Source organism: Janthinobacterium sp. OK676 (genome assembly GCF_900103595.1).
Lineage (GTDB): Bacteria > Pseudomonadota > Gammaproteobacteria > Burkholderiales > Burkholderiaceae_D > Janthinobacterium.
In genome coordinates this window covers 201219-221971 of the sequence record NZ_FNHA01000014.1, presented here as the reverse complement: position 1 = coordinate 221971, position 20753 = coordinate 201219, and the positions used below count along the sequence as shown (strand labels likewise).

Below are 20753 nucleotides of genomic sequence, written 5' to 3'. Positions count from 1 at the left end.
CTGGCCGCATGATTGGCTCCCGCAGAGTGAGTATGCAGAGTCAGACAGCACGGCCACAGGAAGATTCCGGCATTTCCCCTACTTGCCGATGACAGAGCCAAAAAAAAACGCCGTCGATGACGGCGTTCCGGGCGATTCCAGCGTCAGCGCTTGCGGCGCAGCCAGCCGGCGGCAACGGCGGCCACGGCCACGAGGACCAGGGCCGGTTTCACCAGCTTCTTGCGTCCGATAAACGATAACGCCGTCAGCACATACGGCATGGCGCCTTGCAAACGCATGCCGCCCGGCGCCAGCAGCGATTCGACGCGGTGGCCGGCAAAGCCGACAGCCGTCTCGACGACGCCCTGCAACAGCGATTCAGGACGCAATGCATAGCCCACGTTGGCACGCGCATGCACGATGCCCACGCGGTACATTTCGCCCTGGGCGATCAGCAGGCGCTTGCGGGCGGCTTGCGCCGCCAGTTTGTCGTGTTCCGACATGAATTCTCCTCGTGAGGCAGCTTACATCAGCATGTCGCGGTCGGCCTTCAATTCCGCCATGGTGGCGGGCATGGACAGCTTTCCTTGACGCAGCATGGCGCGCGCATACAGGACCAGGGCGATGGCCAGCAGTACGAACACGACCGTCATGATGGCGAGGATCTTCCAGCCCAGACTATCCCAGGCCAGGAAAACGATCAGCACGCTGCCGTAAGCAATGGCAAACAAGCCCGCCACCGTCGCCAGCGCGAAAATGACAACCAGCTGCAGCATGTGATTGCGCACTTCCGACAGTTCGATGGTGGCCAGTTCCAGCCGCGACAACATCAGTCCGACGGCGTTTTTGGCCAGGCCGGCGACCGAGCCGATCAATCCCGGCCCCTGGTGAGACGTAGCAGACTTGTCCATATCGCTCCTGACAGTGGATTACTTGCGGCCCAGGATGAAGCCGACCAGCACGCCGACGCCAGCGGCGACAGCCACCGTACGCCATGGGTTTTCCTTGACATAGCCGTCCGCCTGGGCAGCCATCTGCTTGGTGGCGACGATGGCCGACGCTTGCGCTTCATGCGCCTTGGCCAGGGCGGCATCCAGGGTTTTCATGCCCTTGACGCGCACTTCGTCGGCCTTTTCGCCGGTCAGGGCGGCAGCGGCGCTGAACAGGGCTTGCGCATCCTTGACCAGGGTTTTGACATCGTTATTGACGGTGGTGATATTGTTTTCCAACATGGTTTAGCTCCTTAGCTATGGATGAATGTAGTTACTATACCTACTTTACTCAAAAACACTATTCCATCAGATCGCGCATATCATCGGCGTGCTCTTCCTCGACAGCCATGATCTTGATCAGCAAGTGGCGTGTGGTCGGATCCTTGTCGCCGATTTTGACGATCATCTGGCGGTAGGACTCGATCGCCACCCGCTCCGCGATCAGGTTGGCACGCACCATGCTTTGCACGTCTTCGGAGTCATCATACTCGGCATGGCTACGCGCAAGCAATGTTGCAGGATTAAAATCCGGCTTGCCATTCAATTGCACGATGCGTTCGGCCAGCCAGTCGGCGTGTTCCTGCTCCTGCTGCGCATGCTCGAGGAACTCGGCCTTGATGCTGCCGTTGTCGCGTCCGCTCACGGTGTAGTAATGGCGTTTATAGCGCGCGATACACACCAGTTCGGTGGCCAGCGCCCCATTCAGCAGGGTGATCAGCTCCTCGCGGTCGGCCTGGTAGCCGGCCGTCACCGCGCCGTCGTCCAGGTTTTTCGCGGCGGCGCGGATGGCCGCCGTGTCGATGCCGGCTGGGATCTCAACAGATGTTGGTGTCATGATGCTTCCTTTCAATACTTGCGTGGGTATCCACCGGCCAAGGTTCGGCCGGTGCTGCCTTTAGCGACTGCAACGCTTGAAGGCGTTTAACGGCGGGCGGGAATCGCCGTGTTGTCCTCGGACAAGACGATTTCCACCCGGCGATTCAGCTGGCGGTTTGCCGCCGTATCATTGCCGGCGGCCGGATAGGCGGCGCCATAGCCTTTGGTGGCGATGCGATCGCGGCTGATGCCTTGCTCCAGCAGGGCATTGCGCACGGATTCGGCGCGTCGTTGCGACAATTCCAGATTGTGCGCGGAACCGCCCGTGCTATCCGTAAAGCCTTCGATCAGCACGGTGCGCTGCGGATTGTTTTTCAGCACGTCGGCCAGCTTGCGGGCCGTATTCGCGCCATCGGCCGTCAAATTCGCCTTGTCCGTGCCAAACAGCACGTCGCCCAAGGTGATGACCATGCCGCGCTCGGTTTTCTTGGCGGCCAGGTCGGCCAGTTGCGCTTCGAGTCCGGCGGCGCGGGCTTGCGCATCGCGGGCCGACGCTTCAGCCGCTTGCGCCTGGGCCTTGGCCGCTTCCGCATCGGCTTGCGCCGACTGGGCGCGCGCCGTGGCCTGGTCAGCCTGCTGCGTGCGCGCATCGAGACGCAACTGGTCGCGCTGCTTGCCGGCGTTGGCGATGTCCGCCTCAGCCGCCTTCTGCTTGGCGACTTCTTGCGCCGTGGCTATCTTTTGCTTGGCCAGGTAGGCCAGCTTGTCGACTTTTTCGCTATCGTCCTGGCGCGTGGCGGCCGCGTTTGCCGCTTCCAGCGCAGCGCTCGCTTCGCGGAATTCGCGTGGCGCATAAGTCGACACCAGCGGATTCGATTGCGCCGCCATGTAATCGCCGCGCGTCTGGTCGAGCAGGCTGGTGGTGGTCGGTGCGGAGCTGCAGGCGGCGACAAAGGCAGCCATGGCCAGCAGGCCGGGAATGGTGGTGTAGTGAGCTTTTTTCATGATGGAATCCTGTTCTTATTGTTGCTTATTGTTTTGGGGCTTGCTGGTTGGCACGGTCGAGCTCTTCGCGCATGACGCGGATGTTCTCGTTGATTTCATCGGCGGCGCTGGTGGCCTTGGCCGAGTTGGCCTTGCTTTGCGCCAGCTTGGCGTCCGCTTGCGCCTGGTCGGCCAGGTCGCGCGCCGTCTTGTAGTCGCGGTCTTTCAGGGCTTGATTGGCCATGCGCATTTTTTCGCGGGCCGAACGCATTTCATCGGGTGCCAGGTCGGCGGCGCCGGCGCTGGCCGCGTTATCGACGGCGGCGCGCGACACGGCAACGTCGGCCGTGGCCGGCGTTTTCAGGCTGGAACAAGCCGTCATCAGGACAACGGCGGTGGCGCAAGCGGCAAGGGTAGCCAGCGGGGACATCTTGAAATCTCGGTTTGTCATTTTTCTTCTCCTGGAGAATGTTAAGCGTGGGGGTTCATACGTCGGTGCTTCTGGAATCAGGAACGGCGTTTGATGTAGACGTTATAGGCTCCCCCTCCCCGCATATCCGTTCGGTGCCGCACATACGGTAGGAAATCGACAATACTTGCATGGGCAACGTGCGCCAGCGCACGTGTCCGCCAACAAAACCTGAAACAGCCCCGGCCGTGAAGCGATTCCTGTAGCATCGTGGCTACTTGTCCAGAAAGAATCAGCTCATGCCCCTCTCCCGCCGTCAGAAAATCGCCCTCGCCAGCGCCGCCGTGCTCGTCGCCCTGCCCGTCACGGCTTCCATCGTCCTGATGAATATGGACTGGAACCGCGCCAGGCCCTGGCTCAATGCGCGCGCCAGCGAAGCGCTGGGACGGCCGTTCGCCATCGAGGGCGACCTGGCGCTGACGTGGCAGCAGCCGGCGCATGGCGGGCAACAAGGCTGGCGCGACTATTTGCCATGGCCGCACCTGCAGGCCAAGGATGTGCGCCTGGGCAATCCGAGCACGATGGCAGGGACGGATGACGAAGCGCAGCTGGCCACCGTCAGCCAGTTGGCGTTCTCGCTCAATCCCCTGGCCTTGCTGGACAAGAAAATCATCATCCCGCAATTGCGCTTCGACACGCCGCAGGTGAGCTTGCTGCGCAACAAGGATGGCAAGAACAACTGGACCTTCGACAAGCAGGAACAGCCATCACCGTGGCAGCTGGAACTGCAAAGCGTGGTGTTCAGCAAGGGCACGGTCGTGCTCGACGATGAGGTCACGCAAACGGCCATGCGCGCCGATGTCGACACCATCGCGGGCGATACGCGCTACGGCATCGCCTGGACGCTGTCGGGCAAATACCGTGGCGAAACCGTCAAGGGCGGCGGCAAGGCGGGCGGCGTGCTGTCGCTGCAGCAGCAAGGCACGCCCTTCCCCATCCAGGCCGACATGCGGGCGGGCGGCAACAGCATGGCCATCGAAGGCACGCTGACGCGCCCGGCGGACCTGGCCGCGCTCGACGTGCGCCTGAAGCTGTCCGGGCCCAGCATGGCGCGCCTGTATCCATTGACGGGCGTGCTGCTGCCGGAAACGCCGCACTACAGCACGGAAGGCCATTTGACGGGCACCCTGGCACCGCGCGGCGGCGAATGGGTATATGACAAGTTCAGCGGCAAGGTGGGGTCCAGCGACATCAGCGGCAAGCTGGCTTTTTCCGCCAGCACGCCACGCAAGCGCCTGACGGGCGAAGTCCACTCGCGCCTGCTGCAATTTTCCGACCTCGGCCCGCTGGTGGGCGCCGATTCCAGCGCCAGCAAGAAGGAACGGGGCGTGGCCTCGACGCAGCCAGCCGGCCGCGTGCTGCCCGTGGAAACCTTCAAGACGGAGCGCTGGACCAGCCTGGACGCCGACGTGCGCTACACGGCCGACAAGATCACGCGCGACGCTGATTTGCCGATCAGCAAGCTCGACACGCACGTGGTGCTGACGGATGGCGTACTGTCCTTGACGCCACTCAACTTCAACGTGGCGGGCGGCACGCTGACGTCGCAGATCAAGCTCGACGGCAGCGGCAAGGTCATCGCCAACGGCATCGCGGCCGAACTCAAGGCCAGCGCCCGCCATCTGCACATCCAGCAGCTGTTTCCCCGCCTGTCGGCACTGCACGCCAGCGCCGGCGAAATCAATGGCGACGCGTCGCTGTCGGCCACGGGCAATTCCGTCGCCAGCCTGCTGGGCAGTTCGAACGGCGAAGTGCGCGCGCTGATCGAGCGGGGCAGCATCAGCAAGCTGCTGCTGGAAGAGATGGGCTTGAATATCGGCAGTGTCGTGCTGACCAAGCTGGTGGGCGACAAGCAGGTCAAGCTGAACTGCATGGCCGCCGATTTCGTCGCCACCAAGGGACTGATGCGCACGCGTCAGTTCATCGTCGACACGGACGATGCCATATTGCACGTCGACGGCACGGTGAACCTGGCCGATGAACGGCTGGACCTGACATTGCAACCGGACAGCAAGGGCTTGCGCGTCTTTTCGCTGCGCTCGCCCCTGTACGTGCGCGGCACCTTCAGCAAGCCCGACGTGAGCGTCGACAAGGGCGTGCTGGCCCTGCGCGCGGGCGGCGCCCTCGCCTTGGCCGTGGTGGCGCCCGTGGCTGCCCTGCTGCCGCTGGTCAACACCGGCCCCGGCGAGGACAGCGCCTGCGCCGCCCTGCTGGCCCAGGCCCGCGTGAAACCGGTGGCGCCGAAGCCGGGCAAGACGCCGCGCAAAACATGGTGACAATATCGCCAGCCGTGCACAATTACAATTGTTACACCCCTATGTGCGTTGCCGAACAGACCCTGCCTTGTCACAATCCTATTCTGTGATCGTGCCTGAAACACACGGCGTCACGAAGTCATCCGGCCCATACCATGCCGGCGCCACGAGGTCCGAATTCATAGGAGAACTACCATGCAAATCATTAAAAAAATCGCCGCTACCACTTCCGTTGCCGCCCTGCTGTTGAGCCTGACGGCCTGCTCCAACATGTCGCGCCAGGATAAGAACACGGCCATCGGCGCCGGCGTCGGCGCAGTCGCCGGTTCCGTGCTGACGGGCGGCAGCGCCGTCGGCGCAGTCGGCGGCGCCGCTGTCGGCGGCGTGATCGGCAACCAGGTCAAACCGAAGTAATCATTGAACGAGAAAGCGGGGTGGGTGCCCAGGCGCCCGCCCCGCTTTTTTGCGTCTGTTGCACCAGGAAAGAAAACAGGGAAATCAGACGAAGACGTTGGCCATGCCGATGGTGCCGCTGTCCTTGACCAGCTCGTAGCAGCGGCAGGACACGGCTTCCAGGCCGGCCGAATCGAGGATTTCGATATTGCCGCGGCTGTAGGTGATGAGTTTTTGCTGTTGCAGCGCGCTGGCCGCCTTGGTCACGCCGACCCGCCGCACGCCCAGGGTATGGGCGAGGAATTCATGCGTCAGGTGAAATTTTTCCGACTGCAGGCGGTCGCGCGTGATCAGCAGCGAACGGGCCAGGCGCGCCTCGAGCACGTGGAAGCGGCTGCACACGGCAATCTGGATGGCTTGCGCCAGCAGGGTATCCGTGTAGCGGTACAGCAGGCGCTGCAGGGACTCGAGCTGGGCGAATTCGGCGCAGAAATCGGCCCGCGCGATGCGGCTGGCCGTGCCGGAACGTTGCACGACGGCACGCACTTGCGCCAGCTCATGGCCGAGCGCGACGGAAGCGCCCAGGACGCCTTCACGGCCGACGGAGCCCACTTCCAGTGTCATGCGGCCTTCCGCCACGGCCAGCAGCGAGATCAGGCAGTCGACGGGGAAATAGATGTGGCCGATGGGCTGGCCCGGTTCGTACAGCACCTCGCCCACCTCGACCTTGACGGTATCGAACAGCGCCGCCAGGTGCCGCAAGTCGTGCTCGGGCAGGCTGGCCAGCAAGCGGTTGCCGGCGTCGGGCGCGCCCACGGACGATCCCAGGCCGGATCGGCCCGTATCGCGGGACAGGGTCGTGCTGGCAGTCGTTGGTGGCATTGCTTTTCCTTGGTGTCGTTACAACTCGACATAATTTTTACCTAGCCTACGGTGCGTCACCGTCCCTGTATGTACGGTGACGCACGGAAGCGCGGCAAGCGGTACAGCACACTGGCCATACACGCGAATCGCACGGATAACACGCACGACCCATTTCATTATTTTAAAAAGACCAAGGAGCCTTCCATGACCACCACCACCAAATCCCTCCATCCGCTGGTGCTTGCCGCCGCCGTTGCCGTCCTGCTGTTTTGCGGCGTGGGCACGGCAGCCCTGATGGGCTGGCTGCCCTCGTCCCAGGGCGATAGCCAGCCCCTGCCGGCCAGCGCCTCGGCCGAACAGATGGCCAATTTGCAGGCAAACCAGCCGCAAGCGGCCTTGCCGCCTGCCGGCGCGCAGCCGCTGGCCGCCATGCCACCGCAGCCACAGCAGCAGCCCATGCGCCAGCAGCAACAGCAACAGCAGCAGCAGCAACAATACGCGGCAGCCCCTGCGCCACAGGTGTGCGGCAACTGCGGCGTGATCGAAGCCATCCATGAAGTCAATACGCGCGCCGAAGGCAGCGGCGTGGGCGCGGCCGGCGGCGCCGTCGTCGGCGGCTTGCTGGGCAACCAGGTAGGCGGCGGCCACGGCAGGCAGCTGGCCACCGTGCTGGGCGCCGTCGGCGGCGCCGTGGCCGGCAACCAGATCGAAGGCAATGTGCGCGCCACGCGCAGCTACAACATCGTCGTGCGTCTCGATAACGGCAAGACGCGCACCGTGCACCAGAGCGCCGCGCCGAACTGGCGCCAGGGCGACCGCGTGCGCGTCGTCAACGGCGGCTTGCGCGCCATGGGCTAAATTGGCCATGACAGCGCTGCAAGGCGTTGCAAACTGAATACACGCCCGGCCTGTCCGGGCGTTTTCTTTTTGATAATGTTCGTTGGCGTACAGATGAGCTTGCCGTCCCGCGAGATGATGCATTCAGGAAATTTCAACGACGACATCAAAGGAGGCGCCATGGAATGCGACAAGGCAGGCAGCAACAAAATCTGGCTGGGCTTTATCGGCGGCGGCTTGCTGGCCACCGCGCTGGGCTTTTGCGCGCTGGACCTGGCGCCGGAAACGGGCGGTCCCGTGTTTGGCGTCATGCTGCTGCTGACGGGCGGCATGGTCAGCTGCCTGGCCGGCGCCGTCGGCATGGCCGGCATGCTGGCGTGGGTGCCGGGCATGGCCGATGAACACGCCAACGGCCCCCGTTAGTTGAGCTTTGTGTACGACAGCGTACAGAAGGCAGGGAAAACAAAATAGACAATCAGTCATGGCATCAGCGTTCAGCGACCCGGTCGCCGCGCAATGACAAGAACCGATGACGGCGCAAGGCCAAGGCAGCCGCCGTCATCCACACACTACTTTCGGAGGACACATCATGCTGTATACAATCGCCGTCGTACTCATCATTCTTTGGCTGCTGGGCCTGGTAACTTCCTATACCATTGGCGGCTTCATTCACATCCTCTTGGTGGTGGCCGTCATCATGATCCTGTTGCGCCTGATCAGCGGGCGCGGTTTATAGAGGCCAATTGACTGGCCGGAGGGGGCGGTGCGCGTGCGAACGGGCGCCGCCCTTTTGCGTGCGCTGGCAAGCAGGCCCGTTTTGCAGTAACGTGTACAGGTAGTCCTGGGTATGTCCCAATAACAAAACTAGGAGAAAATCCATGAAAGAAACATTCAAAAAAGGCCCTGGCGCCAAATCCCTGATCGGCATGCTGGTGATCGCATTGGCCGCCAGCGGTTGCGCGGATATGTCCGCAACGCAACGTGGCACGGCCACGGGCGCCGGCGTCGGCGCAGGCCTGGGCGCCTTGATCGGCGGCACCACCGGTGGCGGCAGCAGCGGCCGCACGGCCGGCGGCGCCCTGATCGGCGCGGCAGCGGGCGCCGTCATCGGCAATATCTGGTCGAACCGCATGGAAAACCAGAAGCGCGCGATGGAACAAGCGACACAGGGTACTGGTGTGCAAGTGTCGCAAACGGCCGACAACCGCCTGAAAATGGAAATCCCGAGCGACATTTCCTTCGACACCAACCGTGCCGACATCAAGGGCAACTTCCGCCCCATCCTCGACCGCTTTGCCGCCACCCTGAATGAAAACCCGAACACGACGGTCAGCATCATCGGCCACACGGACAGCACGGGCAGCGATTCCATCAACGAGCCGCTGTCGGTGGAACGCGCGGCCCACACGCGCGACTACCTGTCCATGCGCGGCGTCTCGCCGACCCGCGTCGTGACGGAAGGCCGCGGCTCGCGCGAGCCGATCGCCTCGAATGCCGATGCATCGGGACGCGCACGCAACCGCCGCGTGGAAATCTACGTAGCCGAAATGGCGCCACGCTAAGTTGACATTCTTCAATAAAAAACCCGCCGGCAAGGTCACTTGCCGGCGGGTTTTTTCCATTTAAAACAGCTTACTTCGACGTCGTTGCCTTGGCGCCGCTCTCACCCTCTTTCGCCACCTTGGCAAAATCGCCCGCCGTCACGACCGACACGGCCGATGGCTTCAGGTATTCGCGCAGGCCCTGGTTCACTTGGGCCAGGGTCAAGGCAGCCACTTTCGCTTCCAGGTCCTTGTCGTAAGCCATGGTGCGGTCTTCGGCAAGGTAGGTGGCCAGCTCGCGCGCCAGGCCGCTGTCCTGCGTGCGGCCCACTTCTTCCGATTGCAGCCAGCCCTTCTTCGCTTCGGCCAGTTCCGCTTCCGTGTAGCCGTCGGCCAGCACCTTGGCGATTTCCTCGCGCAGGGCCGCTTCCACCTTGACCGTATTTTGCGGCGCACTGATGGCGTAGGCCATCCAGTAGCCGGCCGGTTCACGCGACGGAATGCTCACTTGCGAGCCGACGCCGTACGACAGGCCTTCCTTCTGGCGGATGCGGTCGGCCAGGCGGCTGCGCAAGGCGCCGCCGCCGAGCATGTGGTTGGCGATCAGCAAGGCCGGATAGCTGGCGGCGTCATCCTTGAGGGGAATCGGCTGGATGGCGAACAACACGCTGTTGGCCTTGTCCGGCGTTTCCAGCGTGACTTTCTCACCGCTGACGGGCTTGACGGCATCAGGAATACGCACATATGGCTGCTGCGCCTTCCAGCTGCCGTACAGGCTGGCCACTTGCGCCTTCAGCGCGGCCGGGTCGAAGTCGCCCACGGCGGCAAAAGTGGCGTTCGCCGCGCCATAGTAGGCGCCATGGAAAGCTTTTACGTCGGTGACCTTGATGGCTTTCCATTGCGCCAGCTCCGCCGGCAAGGTGGCCACGTGGCGCACATGGCCTTCCGGCGTGGCGTCGAGCAGGCGGCGGAAGGCGTTCACGGCCAGCGGCTGCGGTTCCGGCAATTCCTGCTCCGCGCGGCCAACGCGCTCGCGCTGCAACTCCAGGAATTCCGTCTCGTTCAGGGCCGGCTTTTGCAACACTTGCGCCAGCAGGTCCATGGCGGCGGGCAAGTTCTCGCGCTTGCCCATCAGCATGGCGGTGACACCCTCGGCGCCACCCGTGATGGCCACTTGCGTGCCCAGCTGGTCGAATTTGTCCTTCACTTCCTGGCGCGACAGTTTATCCGTACCGCGCGACAGCAGATTGGCCGTGTAGCTGCCCACTTGCGCCTTGCCGCGCAAGCTCTCTTCGCTGCCGAGCTGCAATTTCAACACGACGCTGACGGTGCCGCCCTTGGTTTTCTTCGGCAGCAAAGCGCCTTTCAAGCCGTTCGGCAAGGTGAAGCGCGTGGTGCGCGCTTCGATATTGTCGGGGCTCGGATCGAACGCTTCGCCCTGCGCCACCACGGCGCGGCCCGTGTAGCCGGCCAGTTGCGGCGCCACGTCGGCATAGGCCGGCACGACGGTGCGGTCCGGCGCATCGGTAGGGATGAAACGGCCCAGGGTGCGGTTCGAGCTCTTCAGGTATTTCTCGGCCGCCGCCTGCACCTGCGCCGTCGTCAGCTTGTCGAGCAAGTCGCGCTGCAAGAAGAACAGACGCCAGTCGCCGGCCGCCAAGGACTCCGTCAGGGCGATCGTCATGCGCGCCGTGTTCGAGGTGATCAGTTCGACCTGCTTGTTCAGCTGCTGTTTCACGCGCGCCACTTCGGCATCCGTGATTGGCTGCGATTTCAAGTCTTCCAGCACTTTCAGCATGGCCGCTTGCGCCGCGTCGAGGTTGCCATCGACGGGCACCAGCGCGCCGAACAGGTTGTAGCCCGGCTCGAGGTTGCTCACCGAGTTGTATTCGATCTTGCTGGCCAGCTTGGTTTCCACCAGCGCCTTGTGCAGGCGCCCGGCCGGTGCGTCCGTCAGCACGTGGCCCAGCACTTCGATGGCGACGGCGTCCGGGTTGCCGGAAGGCGCCACGTGATAGCCGGCGCCGACGAACTGCGTGCCGCCGCTGCGGCGCACCGTCACGGCGCGTTCGCCATCCTGCACGGGCTCGGCCGTGTAGGTCGGCTCGATCACGCGCGTCGGTTTCGGGATCTTGCCGAACAGCTCATTGATCTGCTTCAAGACCTTCGCTTCGTCGAAGCGGCCCGCCACCATCAGCACAGCGTTATCGGGCTGATAATATTTATGGTAAAACGCGCGCAAACGGGGAATGTTCACCTGCTCGATGTCGGAACGGGCGCCGATGGTCGACTTGCCATAGTTGTGCCAATCGTAGGCAATGGCCTGGATGCGTTCGCTCGTCACGCCGATCGGGTCGCTCTCGCCCATCTCGAATTCGTTGCGCACGACGGTCATTTCGCCTTTTTGCGTCTTGGGATTCCACAGGTCGTTCTGGTCGATGGCAGCGTTGACCATGCGGTCCGCTTCCATGGCCAGCATCTGGCGCAGATTGTCGTCGTTGGCGGGGAAGGTCGCGTAGTAATTGGTGCGGTCGTACCAGGTGGTGCCGTTGAACTGGGCGCCCGTCGAGTTCAGGATCTCGACGGGGGTTTTCGTGCCCTTCTTGACGCCGAAGTTGGCGCTGGGCTTGAACAGCAAGTGCTCGAGCAAGTGGGCCATGCCCGTTTCGCCATAGTTTTCATGGCGCGAACCGACCAGGTAGACGATGTTGGTGGTCAGGGTCGGCTTGCTGGCGTCCGGAAACAGCAGCACGCGCAAGCCATTGGACAGGCGGTATTCGGTAATGCCTTCGACGGACGTGACCTTGACGGCGGCGGCGCGGTTCGGTGCGGCCGTGCCGGTTTTCTGGGTCGGCGCGGCTTCGACCGGGGTGGCGGCCAGGATGAACGACGGCGACAGGATGCCGGCGGCAAGCAGGAGAGCGGTAATGGGTTTCAAGGCGGAGTCCTGGTAACACTACGTTTAAAGATGCGCAAGCGAAAGATGCTCGGGCGCAATGCGATACAAACGCAAGAATTGCCATGGGCCCGCGCTGCGTCTTCGCTGCCCAGGGAAATCATTGCTCTCGCAATTTACGGCATACTTATCAGTTACGCAAGTCCCTGTCATCGAGCTGTTATGTGCCCGTGTTATACTCCACGGTTCCAGAACTATCTGCCTGTATATGAGACGAGCTCTCGTCCTGCTCTGCCTTTTTGTCTTCATCGCTTTGCCCCAGGCGTTCGCCAGCATGGCCTACGCCAGCCCTTCCCCATTCCAGCATGCAATCGCGGCCGGCACTACAGCCACGCCCTCCTTCAGCATCGATAGTGCCGACGCCAGCCTCCATGCGGGTCTGCCTGGCGACAGCGGCGACGCCGACGACTGCGACAACGACCCCATCACGCTGTACCCGAGCTCGCGCCAGGCCGTGCCGTTTTACGCCATCATTTGGCAAGCGGGACCGGGCGCACTTTCCGAAGCGGACGTGCGGCTGGCCACACGGCCGCCGCGCGTCCGCCACTGAGACGAACACGGCAGCACCCATCCCGCCCGGGGCACTAGCCGCCAGGCAAGCTTGATACTTACTGACTTTACAAGGTTACACACATGGAATGGTTATTTGACCCGACAATCTGGGTCGGCCTGCTGACGCTGGTCGTACTGGAAATCGTACTGGGTATCGACAACCTGATCTTCATCGCCATCCTGGCCGAAAAGCTGCCGCCGCACCAGCGCGACAAGGCCAGAGTGCTGGGCCTGACCCTGGCCCTCGTCATGCGCCTGGGCCTGCTTTCGCTGATTTCCTGGCTGGTCACCCTGACGACGCCATTGTTTTCCATATGGACATTCTCGTTTTCGGGGCGCGACCTGATCCTGCTCGTCGGCGGCCTGTTCCTGCTGTTCAAGGCCACCAGCGAGCTGCACGAGCGCCTCGAAGGCGTGACGCACGCCCAGACGGGCCCGAAAGTCTACGCGGGCTTCGGCCTCGTGGTGGCGCAGATCGTCGTGCTCGACGCCGTCTTCTCGCTCGACGCCGTCATCACGGCCGTCGGCATGGTGGAAAACCTGTACGTGATGATGGCGGCCGTCGTCATTTCCATCGTCGTCATGATGCTGGCCTCGAAGGTGCTGACGCGCTTCGTCAACGCCCACCCCACCGTCGTCGTGCTGTGTCTGAGCTTTTTGCTGATGATCGGCCTGTCGCTGGTGGCCGAGGGTTTGGGCTTCCACATTCCGAAAGGCTATCTGTATGCGGCCATCGGTTTCTCCATCGTCATCGAGTTCTTCAACCAGCTGGCGCGCCGCAACTTCCTCAAGCTGCAGTCGAACGCCCCGCTGCGCGACCGCACGGCGCAAGCCGTGCTGAGCCTGCTGGGCGGGCGCAAGGGCCGCGAAACCGTGGAAGAGCACGAAGTCAAGGAATTGCCCGACGTCTCCGCCTTCGGCGTGGAAGAGCGCAACATGGTCAGCGGCGTGCTGACCCTGGCCGAGCGCTCGATCCGCTCCGTCATGACGCCGCGTGGCGACGTGTCGTGGGTCAACCTGAACGACAGCAGCGACAAGATGCTGCAACTGCTGCGCGAAACGCCGCACAGCATGATTCCTGTCTGCAATGACGACCTCGACAATGTGGTCGGCATCGCGCGCAGCAAGGACCTGATCGAAGACCTGGTATCGCACGGCAAGATCGACCCGGCCAGCATGCGCGAAGCCGTCGTCGTGCCGGAAGCGGCCGGCGTGCTGAAAGCCATGGAAACGCTGAAGCGCTCGCGCGGCCAGCTGGTGCTGGTGGTCGACGAGTTCGGCACCGTGCAGGGCGTGCTCACGCCGATCGACATCCTGGAAGCCATCGCCGGCGAATTCCCCGACGAGGACGAGCAGCCCGACGTGGAAGTGCTGGGTCCCGGCCACTGGCGCATCGACGGCGCGACGGACTTGCATTACCTGGAGCAAGTGTTCGAGACGGAAACCCTGGTCAGCGAAGACGGCGAGTACAACTCGCTGGCCGGCTTCCTGCTGGCGCATTTCGAAAACATGCCGGCCGTGGGCGAAGTGCTGGAACTCGACGATCTGCGCTATGAAATCCTCGAGGCCGACGAGCGCCGCATCGCCAGCGTCGACGTGCGCCGCATCGAACCCGATCACAGTTTGTAACACAATGGCAAGCGTGCCCCGCTTGCCATGCCGTATGCTGGGGTCTGCCTTTTCTGGAGACGCCAACATGAACCACTCTTTGCTAAGCCTGAGCCTGCTGGCTTGCGCCGCCTTGGGCGCCCAAGCCAGTGTCCAGGCCGCCCCGCCATCGACCACCATCAAGCCTGGCCTGTGGCAAGTCGACAGCAAGATGGCGTCGCCCGACGCCGCCACCGACAACGCCATGTCCATGGTGTTGCAGCAGCTGGGCAACCTTCCTCCCGATCAACGCAAGCAGCTGGAAAGCATGGCGGCCAGCCGCGGCATGGCCATGCCCACCGTGGACGCCAGCGGCGCCGTGCGCGTGACGGCGTGCGTGACGCCGGAAATGGCCGCGCGCAAGCAGATTCCCACGGGCCAGCCCGGCGATTGCACCTCGAAGAACAAGGACATCGCAGGCGGAATGCAGGTGTCGTTTACGTGCGCGAATCCGAAATCGAGCGGCGAAGGCAAGGTGATATTCAGCGGCGAGCAGGCGTTCAGCATGCAACTGGCGGTGACGACCAGCGCGCGCGGTACGCCGGAACAGGTGAACGTGACGAGCAACGGCAAGTGGCTGGGAGCAAACTGCCCCGCGCCATCAAGCGCTGCTGGTCAGAAACCGTGACGAAAGCCCATGTTGAAGGCGGCGTCGCCGCGTCCCGCATCGCTGGCATTGCCCACCGTGTAGCGGGCGCCGTTCCTGTTGTGGATCTTTGCGTAGGACGCGTAGAAATCGCTGCGCCTTGACAGCGAGTACGTGAGGCCCACGGCCACCTGGCTGGCGTCGCGGTTGGCCAGGTCGCGGTCATCCTTGCGCACCCAGGACGCCAGCAGCTTGAAGCCGCCCACGGGCACGGACACGCCCAGCAAGGTGTCGCGGCTGTCCGACGACGACATCGACAGGGCCAGCGAGCTGTAGGCATTGTTCGGGTCCCACGGCGAACTGCCATAGCCCTTGTTCACGCCCACGGCGGCAAAGGCGGTGGCCACTTTCAGGTCGATGTTGGCCGCGATCAGGGTGTTGCGGGCCGACATGTCGATGGCGGGCAAGGTCCCGGAGGCGAGGATGAAGTTGTTCTTGCGCTGGTGCGACACGCTGACATTCACGGCGCCGGCCGAATAGCCGAGGGTGGCGCCATAGGCGCGGTTGTTGGCGCTGCTGTACGGCGACTCGCCAAAGCTGTAGATGGCGCTGGCGGTCACGCCGCGCAAGGCCGGTGTCGCGTATTTGACGGTATTGTCGTAGCGTTTCACGCTGTAGCCGGCCAGGTTGCCGGCGCTGCCGGCCATGCCGCCCTTGAACGGGTCGGCCACGTCGGTCAGGGTCAGGTATTGCAGGTTGTACTGGCGTCCCAGGGTCAGCGCGCCCAGGCGGCTGTCGAGGCCCACATAGGCCTGGCGGCCGAACAGACGGCCCTCTTCCGACTGGCCCGTGTCGTTCTGGATGCCCGCTTCCAGGGTGAAGACGGCGGAGACGTCGTTGCCCAGCGCTTCGCGGCCCCGCACGCCCAGGCGCGAGCCGGACGCGACGCCGCCGGACACCTTGGCGCCGGCGCAATCGGCGGCGCAGCCCCGCTCGGCGACGATGCCCGCGTCGAGCACGCCGTACACGGCAACGTTACTGGATGCGGCACTGCCCGCGCCATCGGCAGCCTGGGCCGTCGCGCCCAGCGCAAAAGGCCCCATCCCTATCACAGCAAGCGCAAAATACGAGGTCTTCATGATAAATATCTCGGTAACGTGGATGAAACTTCCCGGTATTGATCAGGACATGCGCTGTGTGTCTGATCTCAGTGTTACCTTATCCCCGCTTTTTGTCCAGCCATCCGTGCGTTGTACAACAGAAACTTCAGCTTAGTCCCGGGAAATGCGTCGTACACTGACAACACGCAAGAATGACCATGATGTGTGGCAATCTGCGGCAAAATGACGTGAATAGCAGGCCCTGCCGTACAGCAATGTTCGGTGGCGAACGTTGCGTGATCTGATGCAGGCGGTACACTACTGGTTTTACCGACAGCGGCTCGCCCGTTTTTTTGCATGCTAGCTATCCTCGAACGCATTGACCCCAATTCCAGCAATATCGACTTGCTGGTGGAATTATTCAACTCACTGCGTCCCAAGCGCCCTCACGACAGCGCTACCGCGATTGCCAACGTGCGCACCCTGCGCCAGCTTCTCAAAGGTAACCCCGCCCAGGCGCGCGCCCTGCACGAATACGTGCTGCGCGTGCTGGCCGCGCGCCGCCACGCCAGCCTCTACACCGATATCGGCGTGCTGTCGAACAGCGGTTTTTTCACGGAATTGAAACGCCGCATCGCCTACCGCATGCTGCCGCCCGCCCTCGGCGATGAATATCTGAACGACGCGCTCGACCAGGTGCTGTACCTGAAGACCGATTATTTGTGGATCAGCAACGTGCCCGCGACGGACTGGCTGGAACTGTTCGACGTGCTCACCAGCGACGACATCGAACTGGCCGTCGGCGATGGCAACATCATGCTGCCAGGCATGCTCGACGCCATCCGCACCCTGTCCTACCGCGTCTGCGCGATGGGACTGGAACCGGAATTGACGCGTTTCCACAGTGAAATCGAAGTGTTCCAGTCGCCATTCATGGTGCAAAACACGGAAGTGAACGCCTACCTCGACGCCTACACGAATTTGCTGCAAGGCGACATCGAGCACATCGAGGATGCGCGCCATTTGCTGGTGATGCTGGACCAGTGCGACGCCGTCATCGCCAAGATCCGCAAAAAGGCGCTGTACCAGGGCACCAGCATTCCCCTCACGTATTTATTGGTGGCGCTGGCGCAAAGCATCGAGCGCCTGCGCAAGCTGCTGTTCCTCGTCGACACGAGCGGCGAGCTGCCCGCGTCGAACAACGTGGACATCGCCGCCATCACGGTCGACGCCACGCAAGACCTGCTGCACCCGCAACCCGTCAGCCGCCGCCGCGCGGGCGCCGTCGGGCTGGCGCTGGAACTGATCCAGGCGCACAACAACAAATACAAGGTCAGCGACCTGTTTTCCGACAATATCAACTTGCTGGCGCGCAATGTGACGGAAAACGCGAGCCGCACGGGCGAACACTACATCGCCGAAAACCGCCGCGAAATGGGCGCCATGTTCCTCTCGTCGGCGGGCGCGGGCATCATCATCGGCTTCATGGCCCTGTTCAAGATACTGATGTCGTATCTGCGCTCGGCGCCGCTGGTCGAAGCCTTCATGTTCAGCATGAATTACTCGATCGGCTTCATGTTCATCCACTTGCTGCACTTCACGGTCGCCACCAAGCAGCCGGCCATGACGGCGTCGCGCATCGCGGCAGGCCTGCACAGCAAGGATGGCCGGAACATCGACCTCGACAGCATGGCCGAACTGATCAACAAGGTCTTCCGCACGCAAAACATGGCCGTGCTGGGCAACCTGGCCACGGCCATTCCCACGGCGTGGCTGATCGCGCTCGGCTACAAGGCGATCACGGGGCACAATCTGGTGACGCCGGAAAAAGCCATGCGCCTGCTGCATGATATCGACCCCATCGGCAGCCCCGCCATCTTCTACGCCATGATCGCCGGCGTGTGCCTGTTCGTGGCGGGCCTGATTTCCGGCTACTATGACAACCAGGCCCTGTACACGCGCTGGGCGCAACGCATCGCGCAATTGCGCAGCCTGGGCCGCGTGATCGGCCAGGAACGCCTGCAGCGCCTGGGCCTGTACCTGGAAAACAACCTGGGCGGACTGATGGGTAACTTCTATTTCGGCATCCTGCTCGGCTCCATCGGCACCCTGGGCTTTTTGATCGGCCTGCCGATCGATATCCGCCACATCACCTTCTCGGCCGCCAACTTCGCCACGGCCCTCGTGGGCCTCGACCACAACATGAGCTGGCAGCTGGCCGTCAAGTCGCTGTCGGGCATCTTCGCCATCGGCACGGCCAACCTGCTGGTCAGCTTCGGCCTGGCCCTGTGGGTGGCCCTGCGTTCGCGCCAGGTGCGCTTCAAGCACGGCATGCAATTGCTGAAGATTCTGGGCAAGCGTTTCCTGCGCTCGCCCATCGTCTTCTTCTTTGGCTCGAAAAACCCGCCACCCCTGGCATTGGCCGATGAATCGGCAAACCTGTCACTGACGAACAAGGCTCAAAAATGACCGCTAGGCGCATGCAACCCTGCCTCACCGCCCTATTGCTGTGCTGGACCCTGGCTGCATGCGCCTCGCTGCCCAATGTCAAGAATCTCAATACCACCCTGGAACCCGTTGCCAAGCCCAAGGTGATCACGGGCAAGGGCGCCGTGCTGAACGTCAACAGCCGCGCCGCCCTGCTCAACAAGCGCTGGGCCAAGTCCGGCATGGACTTGAAAACCCAGGCCGCGCTGGAAGAGGCGGCCACGGGCGTGCCTTTGATCAAGGGCAACAAGGTAACCTTGCTGTTCGACGGCCCGCAAACCATGGCCGCCATGTTCCAGGCCATCAGCGACGCCAAGACCAGCATCAACCTGGAAACGTATATCTTCGACCAGGACCCGCTGGGCCTGAAATTTGCCGACATGCTGATCGAAAAGCAGCAAGCGGGCGTGACGGTCAACGTCATCTACGACAGCGTGGGCACCATCGGCGTGCCGCAGGCGTTTTTTGATCGCATGCGCGCGGCCGGCGTGCACCTGGTGGCGTTCAACCCCGTCAATCCGGCCAAGCTCAAGGGAGACGACTGGAAGATCAACAACCGCGACCATCGCAAGGTGCTGATCGTCGACGGCAAGACGGCTTTTACGGGCGGCATCAATATCAGCGATACCTATGCAAAAAGCTCGCTGTTCCGCTCCAAGAACAAGGCCGCCGACAAGAAGGACGTGGGCTGGCGCGATACCCACGTGAAAGTGGAAGGCCCGGCCGTGGCCGCCTTCCAGTGGCTGTTCATCCGCACCTGGGCCCAGCAAGACCAGGCCGACCTGCCGGACGCCAATTATTTCCCTGTCCTCGCCGAAGTGGGCGACAAGCTCGTGCGCGTCGTGGCCAGCGAGCCCGAGGGCGGCTTTGAAATCTACAAGGCCTACATCCTGGCCATCCAGGAAGCCAAGAAATCGATCCACATCACGTCCGCCTATTTCGTGCCCGACCAGCAGACGGTCGACGCCCTGATCGCGGCTGCAAAGCGGGGCGTGGACGTCACCGTGGTGCTGCCCGGCGTATCCGACAGCGGCCTCGTATTTCATGCTGGACACGCGCTGTACGACCAGCTGTTGGCCGGCGGCATCCGCATCTTTCATTTGAAACTGGCCGTGCTGCATGCCAAGACGGCCGTCATCGACGGCGCCTGGTCGACCGTCGGATCGACGAATATCGACATGCGCAGCTTCCTGCACAACAGCGAGCTGAACGTGATCGTGCTCGGTGACAGTTTCGGCCGTGAAATGGAAAACGCCTTCCAGGAAGACTTGCGCGATTCGGAAGAAATCACCAAATCGAAATGGGAAACACGGCCGCTCTCGGACCGCATGAAGGAATGGGCGGCGCGCTTCATGAATTACTGGCTGTAGGTCGGATTAGCGGAGCGTAATCCGACATCACCACAGCCATTACCAAAGCCAACAATATTGTCGGATTACGCCCGGCTTCGCCGCGCTAATCCGACCTACGGGAAACCTACAGCGGCCGCAAGCTGGCCCACACGCCACCCTGGCGCTCGAACGCTTCCGTGCTGACTTTTTCAAAGTCGGCGGCATCTTCATTCCAGCTGTAGCGCTCGACCCGGATGCAGCTGTTTTCCACGCGCAGCACGTTGAAGGAGTTCGACTCGCCCCTGCCCCGCGTGGACGTGGCCGTGCCCGCCTGCACCATCAGGGCGGCGTAGCCGGCGATCTTGTAGCGCTCGGCCGTATTGCCCGCCACGCTGGCATGCAAATGTCCCGCCAGCAGCAAATCGACGCCGCATTCGGAAAACATTTGCAAGGCTTGCGGCGCGCGGTCGACCAGGTCGTCTTCGTCGAAGTGCTCGGGCAAGTCGAACGGGTGATGCGTGACGATAATGCGCGTCAAACCGGGCGGCAAACGGCCCAGGCGTTCACGCAGGAAATCGATCTGCTCGTGGCTGATGCGCCCATCCTTGAAGGTCAGGGAGCGGGCCGTGTTGATGCCCAGCACGGCGATTTCCTCGTCCACATATTCAGGCGACAAATCGTCCGTCACATGGCGCCGGTACTTCACCAGCGGCGTGAGGAAGCGGGAAAAGACGTTGTACAGGGGAACGTCATGGTTGCCCGGCACGACGATCTGCGGCCCCGGCAAGCTGTCGAGAAAATGCCGCGCCTGCTGGAACTGGACGCTGCGGGCCCGCTGCGTGAGGTCGCCCGACACCACCACGACGTCCGGCTCCAGGCGCTCGACGAGCGCGCGCAAGGGTGCCAGCAAGTCCGCGTCGACCCTGCCAAAATGCAAGTCGGACAAATGCACGATGGTACGCAT

21 protein-coding genes are annotated in these 20753 nt (G+C 62.9%); 11 read left to right on the top strand and 10 right to left on the bottom strand.

The window, feature by feature from the left end:
• Nucleotides 1–143 precede the first annotated feature (143 nt).
• The 6 genes from BLU39_RS24680 to BLU39_RS24655 all read right to left on the bottom strand — a co-directional run bounded on the left by BLU39_RS24680 (nt 144) and on the right by BLU39_RS24655 (nt 3222).
• Entirely contained in the window at nt 144–482 is a 339-nt protein-coding gene (locus tag BLU39_RS24680) for a hypothetical protein (RefSeq protein WP_092718200.1), read from the bottom strand.
• A 21-nt stretch (nt 483–503) separates the two neighbouring features.
• Nucleotides 504–890, bottom strand: coding sequence for a phage holin family protein (locus BLU39_RS24675; RefSeq protein ID WP_092718197.1), 387 nt, complete (start codon nt 888–890; stop codon nt 504–506).
• 18 nt (nt 891–908) lie between these two features.
• Complete coding sequence (locus BLU39_RS24670; RefSeq protein WP_035826246.1) at nt 909–1211, bottom strand: ElaB/YgaM/YqjD family protein; 303 nt, start codon at nt 1209–1211, stop codon at nt 909–911.
• A 58-nt stretch (nt 1212–1269) separates the two neighbouring features.
• Nucleotides 1270–1806, bottom strand: coding sequence for a ferritin-like domain-containing protein (locus BLU39_RS24665; RefSeq protein WP_070304102.1), 537 nt, complete (start codon nt 1804–1806; stop codon nt 1270–1272).
• Between the two features lie 86 nt (nt 1807–1892).
• Nucleotides 1893–2792: an OmpA family protein gene (locus tag BLU39_RS24660; protein ID WP_092718195.1), complete on the bottom strand. Its 900-nt coding sequence runs from the start codon at nt 2790–2792 to the stop codon at nt 1893–1895.
• Nucleotides 2793–2817: 25 nt separating this feature from the next.
• Nucleotides 2818–3222: a DUF4398 domain-containing protein gene (locus BLU39_RS24655; protein ID WP_092718193.1), complete on the bottom strand. Its 405-nt coding sequence runs from the start codon at nt 3220–3222 to the stop codon at nt 2818–2820.
• Nucleotides 3223–3479: 257 nt separating this feature from the next.
• Between BLU39_RS24655 and BLU39_RS24650 the strand changes: the two genes are divergently transcribed.
• Together BLU39_RS24650 and BLU39_RS24645 are read left to right on the top strand one after the other, a co-directional pair.
• Nucleotides 3480–5516 carry an AsmA family protein gene (locus tag BLU39_RS24650; RefSeq protein ID WP_092718190.1) on the top strand — a complete coding sequence of 679 codons (2037 nt, stop codon included), beginning with the start codon at nt 3480–3482 and terminating at the stop codon, nt 5514–5516.
• Between the two features lie 174 nt (nt 5517–5690).
• Nucleotides 5691–5909, top strand: a complete 219-nt coding sequence (locus tag BLU39_RS24645) for an osmotically-inducible lipoprotein OsmB (RefSeq protein WP_092718188.1) — start codon at nt 5691–5693, stop codon at nt 5907–5909.
• 84 nt (nt 5910–5993) lie between these two features.
• Here BLU39_RS24645 and BLU39_RS24640 read toward each other — a convergent pair whose 3' ends face one another.
• Nucleotides 5994–6770 (bottom strand): Crp/Fnr family transcriptional regulator, encoded by a 777-nt coding sequence (locus BLU39_RS24640; protein WP_092718185.1) that lies wholly within the window; start codon nt 6768–6770, stop codon nt 5994–5996.
• A gap of 186 nt (nt 6771–6956) precedes the next feature.
• Between BLU39_RS24640 and BLU39_RS24635 the strand changes: the two genes are divergently transcribed.
• The 4 genes from BLU39_RS24635 to BLU39_RS24625 all read left to right on the top strand — a co-directional run bounded on the left by BLU39_RS24635 (nt 6957) and on the right by BLU39_RS24625 (nt 9151).
• Complete coding sequence (locus tag BLU39_RS24635; RefSeq protein ID WP_092718182.1) at nt 6957–7610, top strand: outer membrane lipoprotein; 654 nt, start codon at nt 6957–6959, stop codon at nt 7608–7610.
• A 93-nt stretch (nt 7611–7703) separates the two neighbouring features.
• Entirely contained in the window at nt 7704–8012 is a 309-nt protein-coding gene (locus BLU39_RS24630; protein WP_100429289.1) for a hypothetical protein, read from the top strand.
• Between the two features lie 166 nt (nt 8013–8178).
• A complete protein-coding gene (locus BLU39_RS28405; protein WP_121670992.1) occupies nt 8179–8325 on the top strand; it encodes a lmo0937 family membrane protein in 147 nt (48 codons plus the stop codon).
• A 142-nt stretch (nt 8326–8467) separates the two neighbouring features.
• Complete coding sequence (locus tag BLU39_RS24625; protein ID WP_232731346.1) at nt 8468–9151, top strand: YiaD family glycine zipper/OmpA-like lipoprotein; 684 nt, start codon at nt 8468–8470, stop codon at nt 9149–9151.
• A 70-nt stretch (nt 9152–9221) separates the two neighbouring features.
• Here BLU39_RS24625 and BLU39_RS24620 read toward each other — a convergent pair whose 3' ends face one another.
• Nucleotides 9222–12068 (bottom strand): M16 family metallopeptidase, encoded by a 2847-nt coding sequence (locus tag BLU39_RS24620; RefSeq protein ID WP_092718176.1) that lies wholly within the window; start codon nt 12066–12068, stop codon nt 9222–9224.
• A 292-nt stretch (nt 12069–12360) separates the two neighbouring features.
• On the opposite strand from BLU39_RS24620, the gene BLU39_RS24615 reads away from it, so the two are divergent.
• From BLU39_RS24615 to BLU39_RS24605, 3 genes are all read left to right on the top strand, one after another.
• Entirely contained in the window at nt 12361–12636 is a 276-nt protein-coding gene (locus tag BLU39_RS24615) for a hypothetical protein (protein ID WP_092718173.1), read from the top strand.
• 83 nt (nt 12637–12719) lie between these two features.
• Nucleotides 12720–14267 carry a TerC family protein gene (locus BLU39_RS24610; protein ID WP_092718170.1) on the top strand — a complete coding sequence of 516 codons (1548 nt, stop codon included), beginning with the start codon at nt 12720–12722 and terminating at the stop codon, nt 14265–14267.
• 67 nt (nt 14268–14334) lie between these two features.
• Nucleotides 14335–14913 carry a DUF3617 domain-containing protein gene (locus BLU39_RS24605; RefSeq protein ID WP_092718168.1) on the top strand — a complete coding sequence of 193 codons (579 nt, stop codon included), beginning with the start codon at nt 14335–14337 and terminating at the stop codon, nt 14911–14913.
• Here the strand turns inward: BLU39_RS24605 and BLU39_RS24600 are convergent.
• Nucleotides 14901–16010 (bottom strand): porin, encoded by a 1110-nt coding sequence (locus BLU39_RS24600; RefSeq protein WP_092718165.1) that lies wholly within the window; start codon nt 16008–16010, stop codon nt 14901–14903. The two genes, BLU39_RS24605 and BLU39_RS24600, sit on opposite strands and share 13 nt — an antisense overlap.
• 318 nt (nt 16011–16328) lie before the next feature.
• Between BLU39_RS24600 and BLU39_RS24595 the strand changes: the two genes are divergently transcribed.
• Together BLU39_RS24595 and cls are read left to right on the top strand one after the other, a co-directional pair.
• A complete protein-coding gene (locus BLU39_RS24595; protein WP_092718162.1) occupies nt 16329–18440 on the top strand; it encodes a site-specific recombinase in 2112 nt (703 codons plus the stop codon).
• Nucleotides 18437–19828: a cardiolipin synthase gene (cls, locus tag BLU39_RS24590; RefSeq protein WP_092718159.1), complete on the top strand. Its 1392-nt coding sequence runs from the start codon at nt 18437–18439 to the stop codon at nt 19826–19828. The genes BLU39_RS24595 and cls overlap by 4 nt, the downstream gene beginning before the upstream one ends.
• 106 nt (nt 19829–19934) lie before the next feature.
• On the opposite strand, the gene BLU39_RS24585 is transcribed toward cls, so the two are convergent.
• Nucleotides 19935–20753 carry a metallophosphoesterase family protein gene (locus BLU39_RS24585; protein ID WP_092718157.1) on the bottom strand — a complete coding sequence of 273 codons (819 nt, stop codon included), beginning with the start codon at nt 20751–20753 and terminating at the stop codon, nt 19935–19937.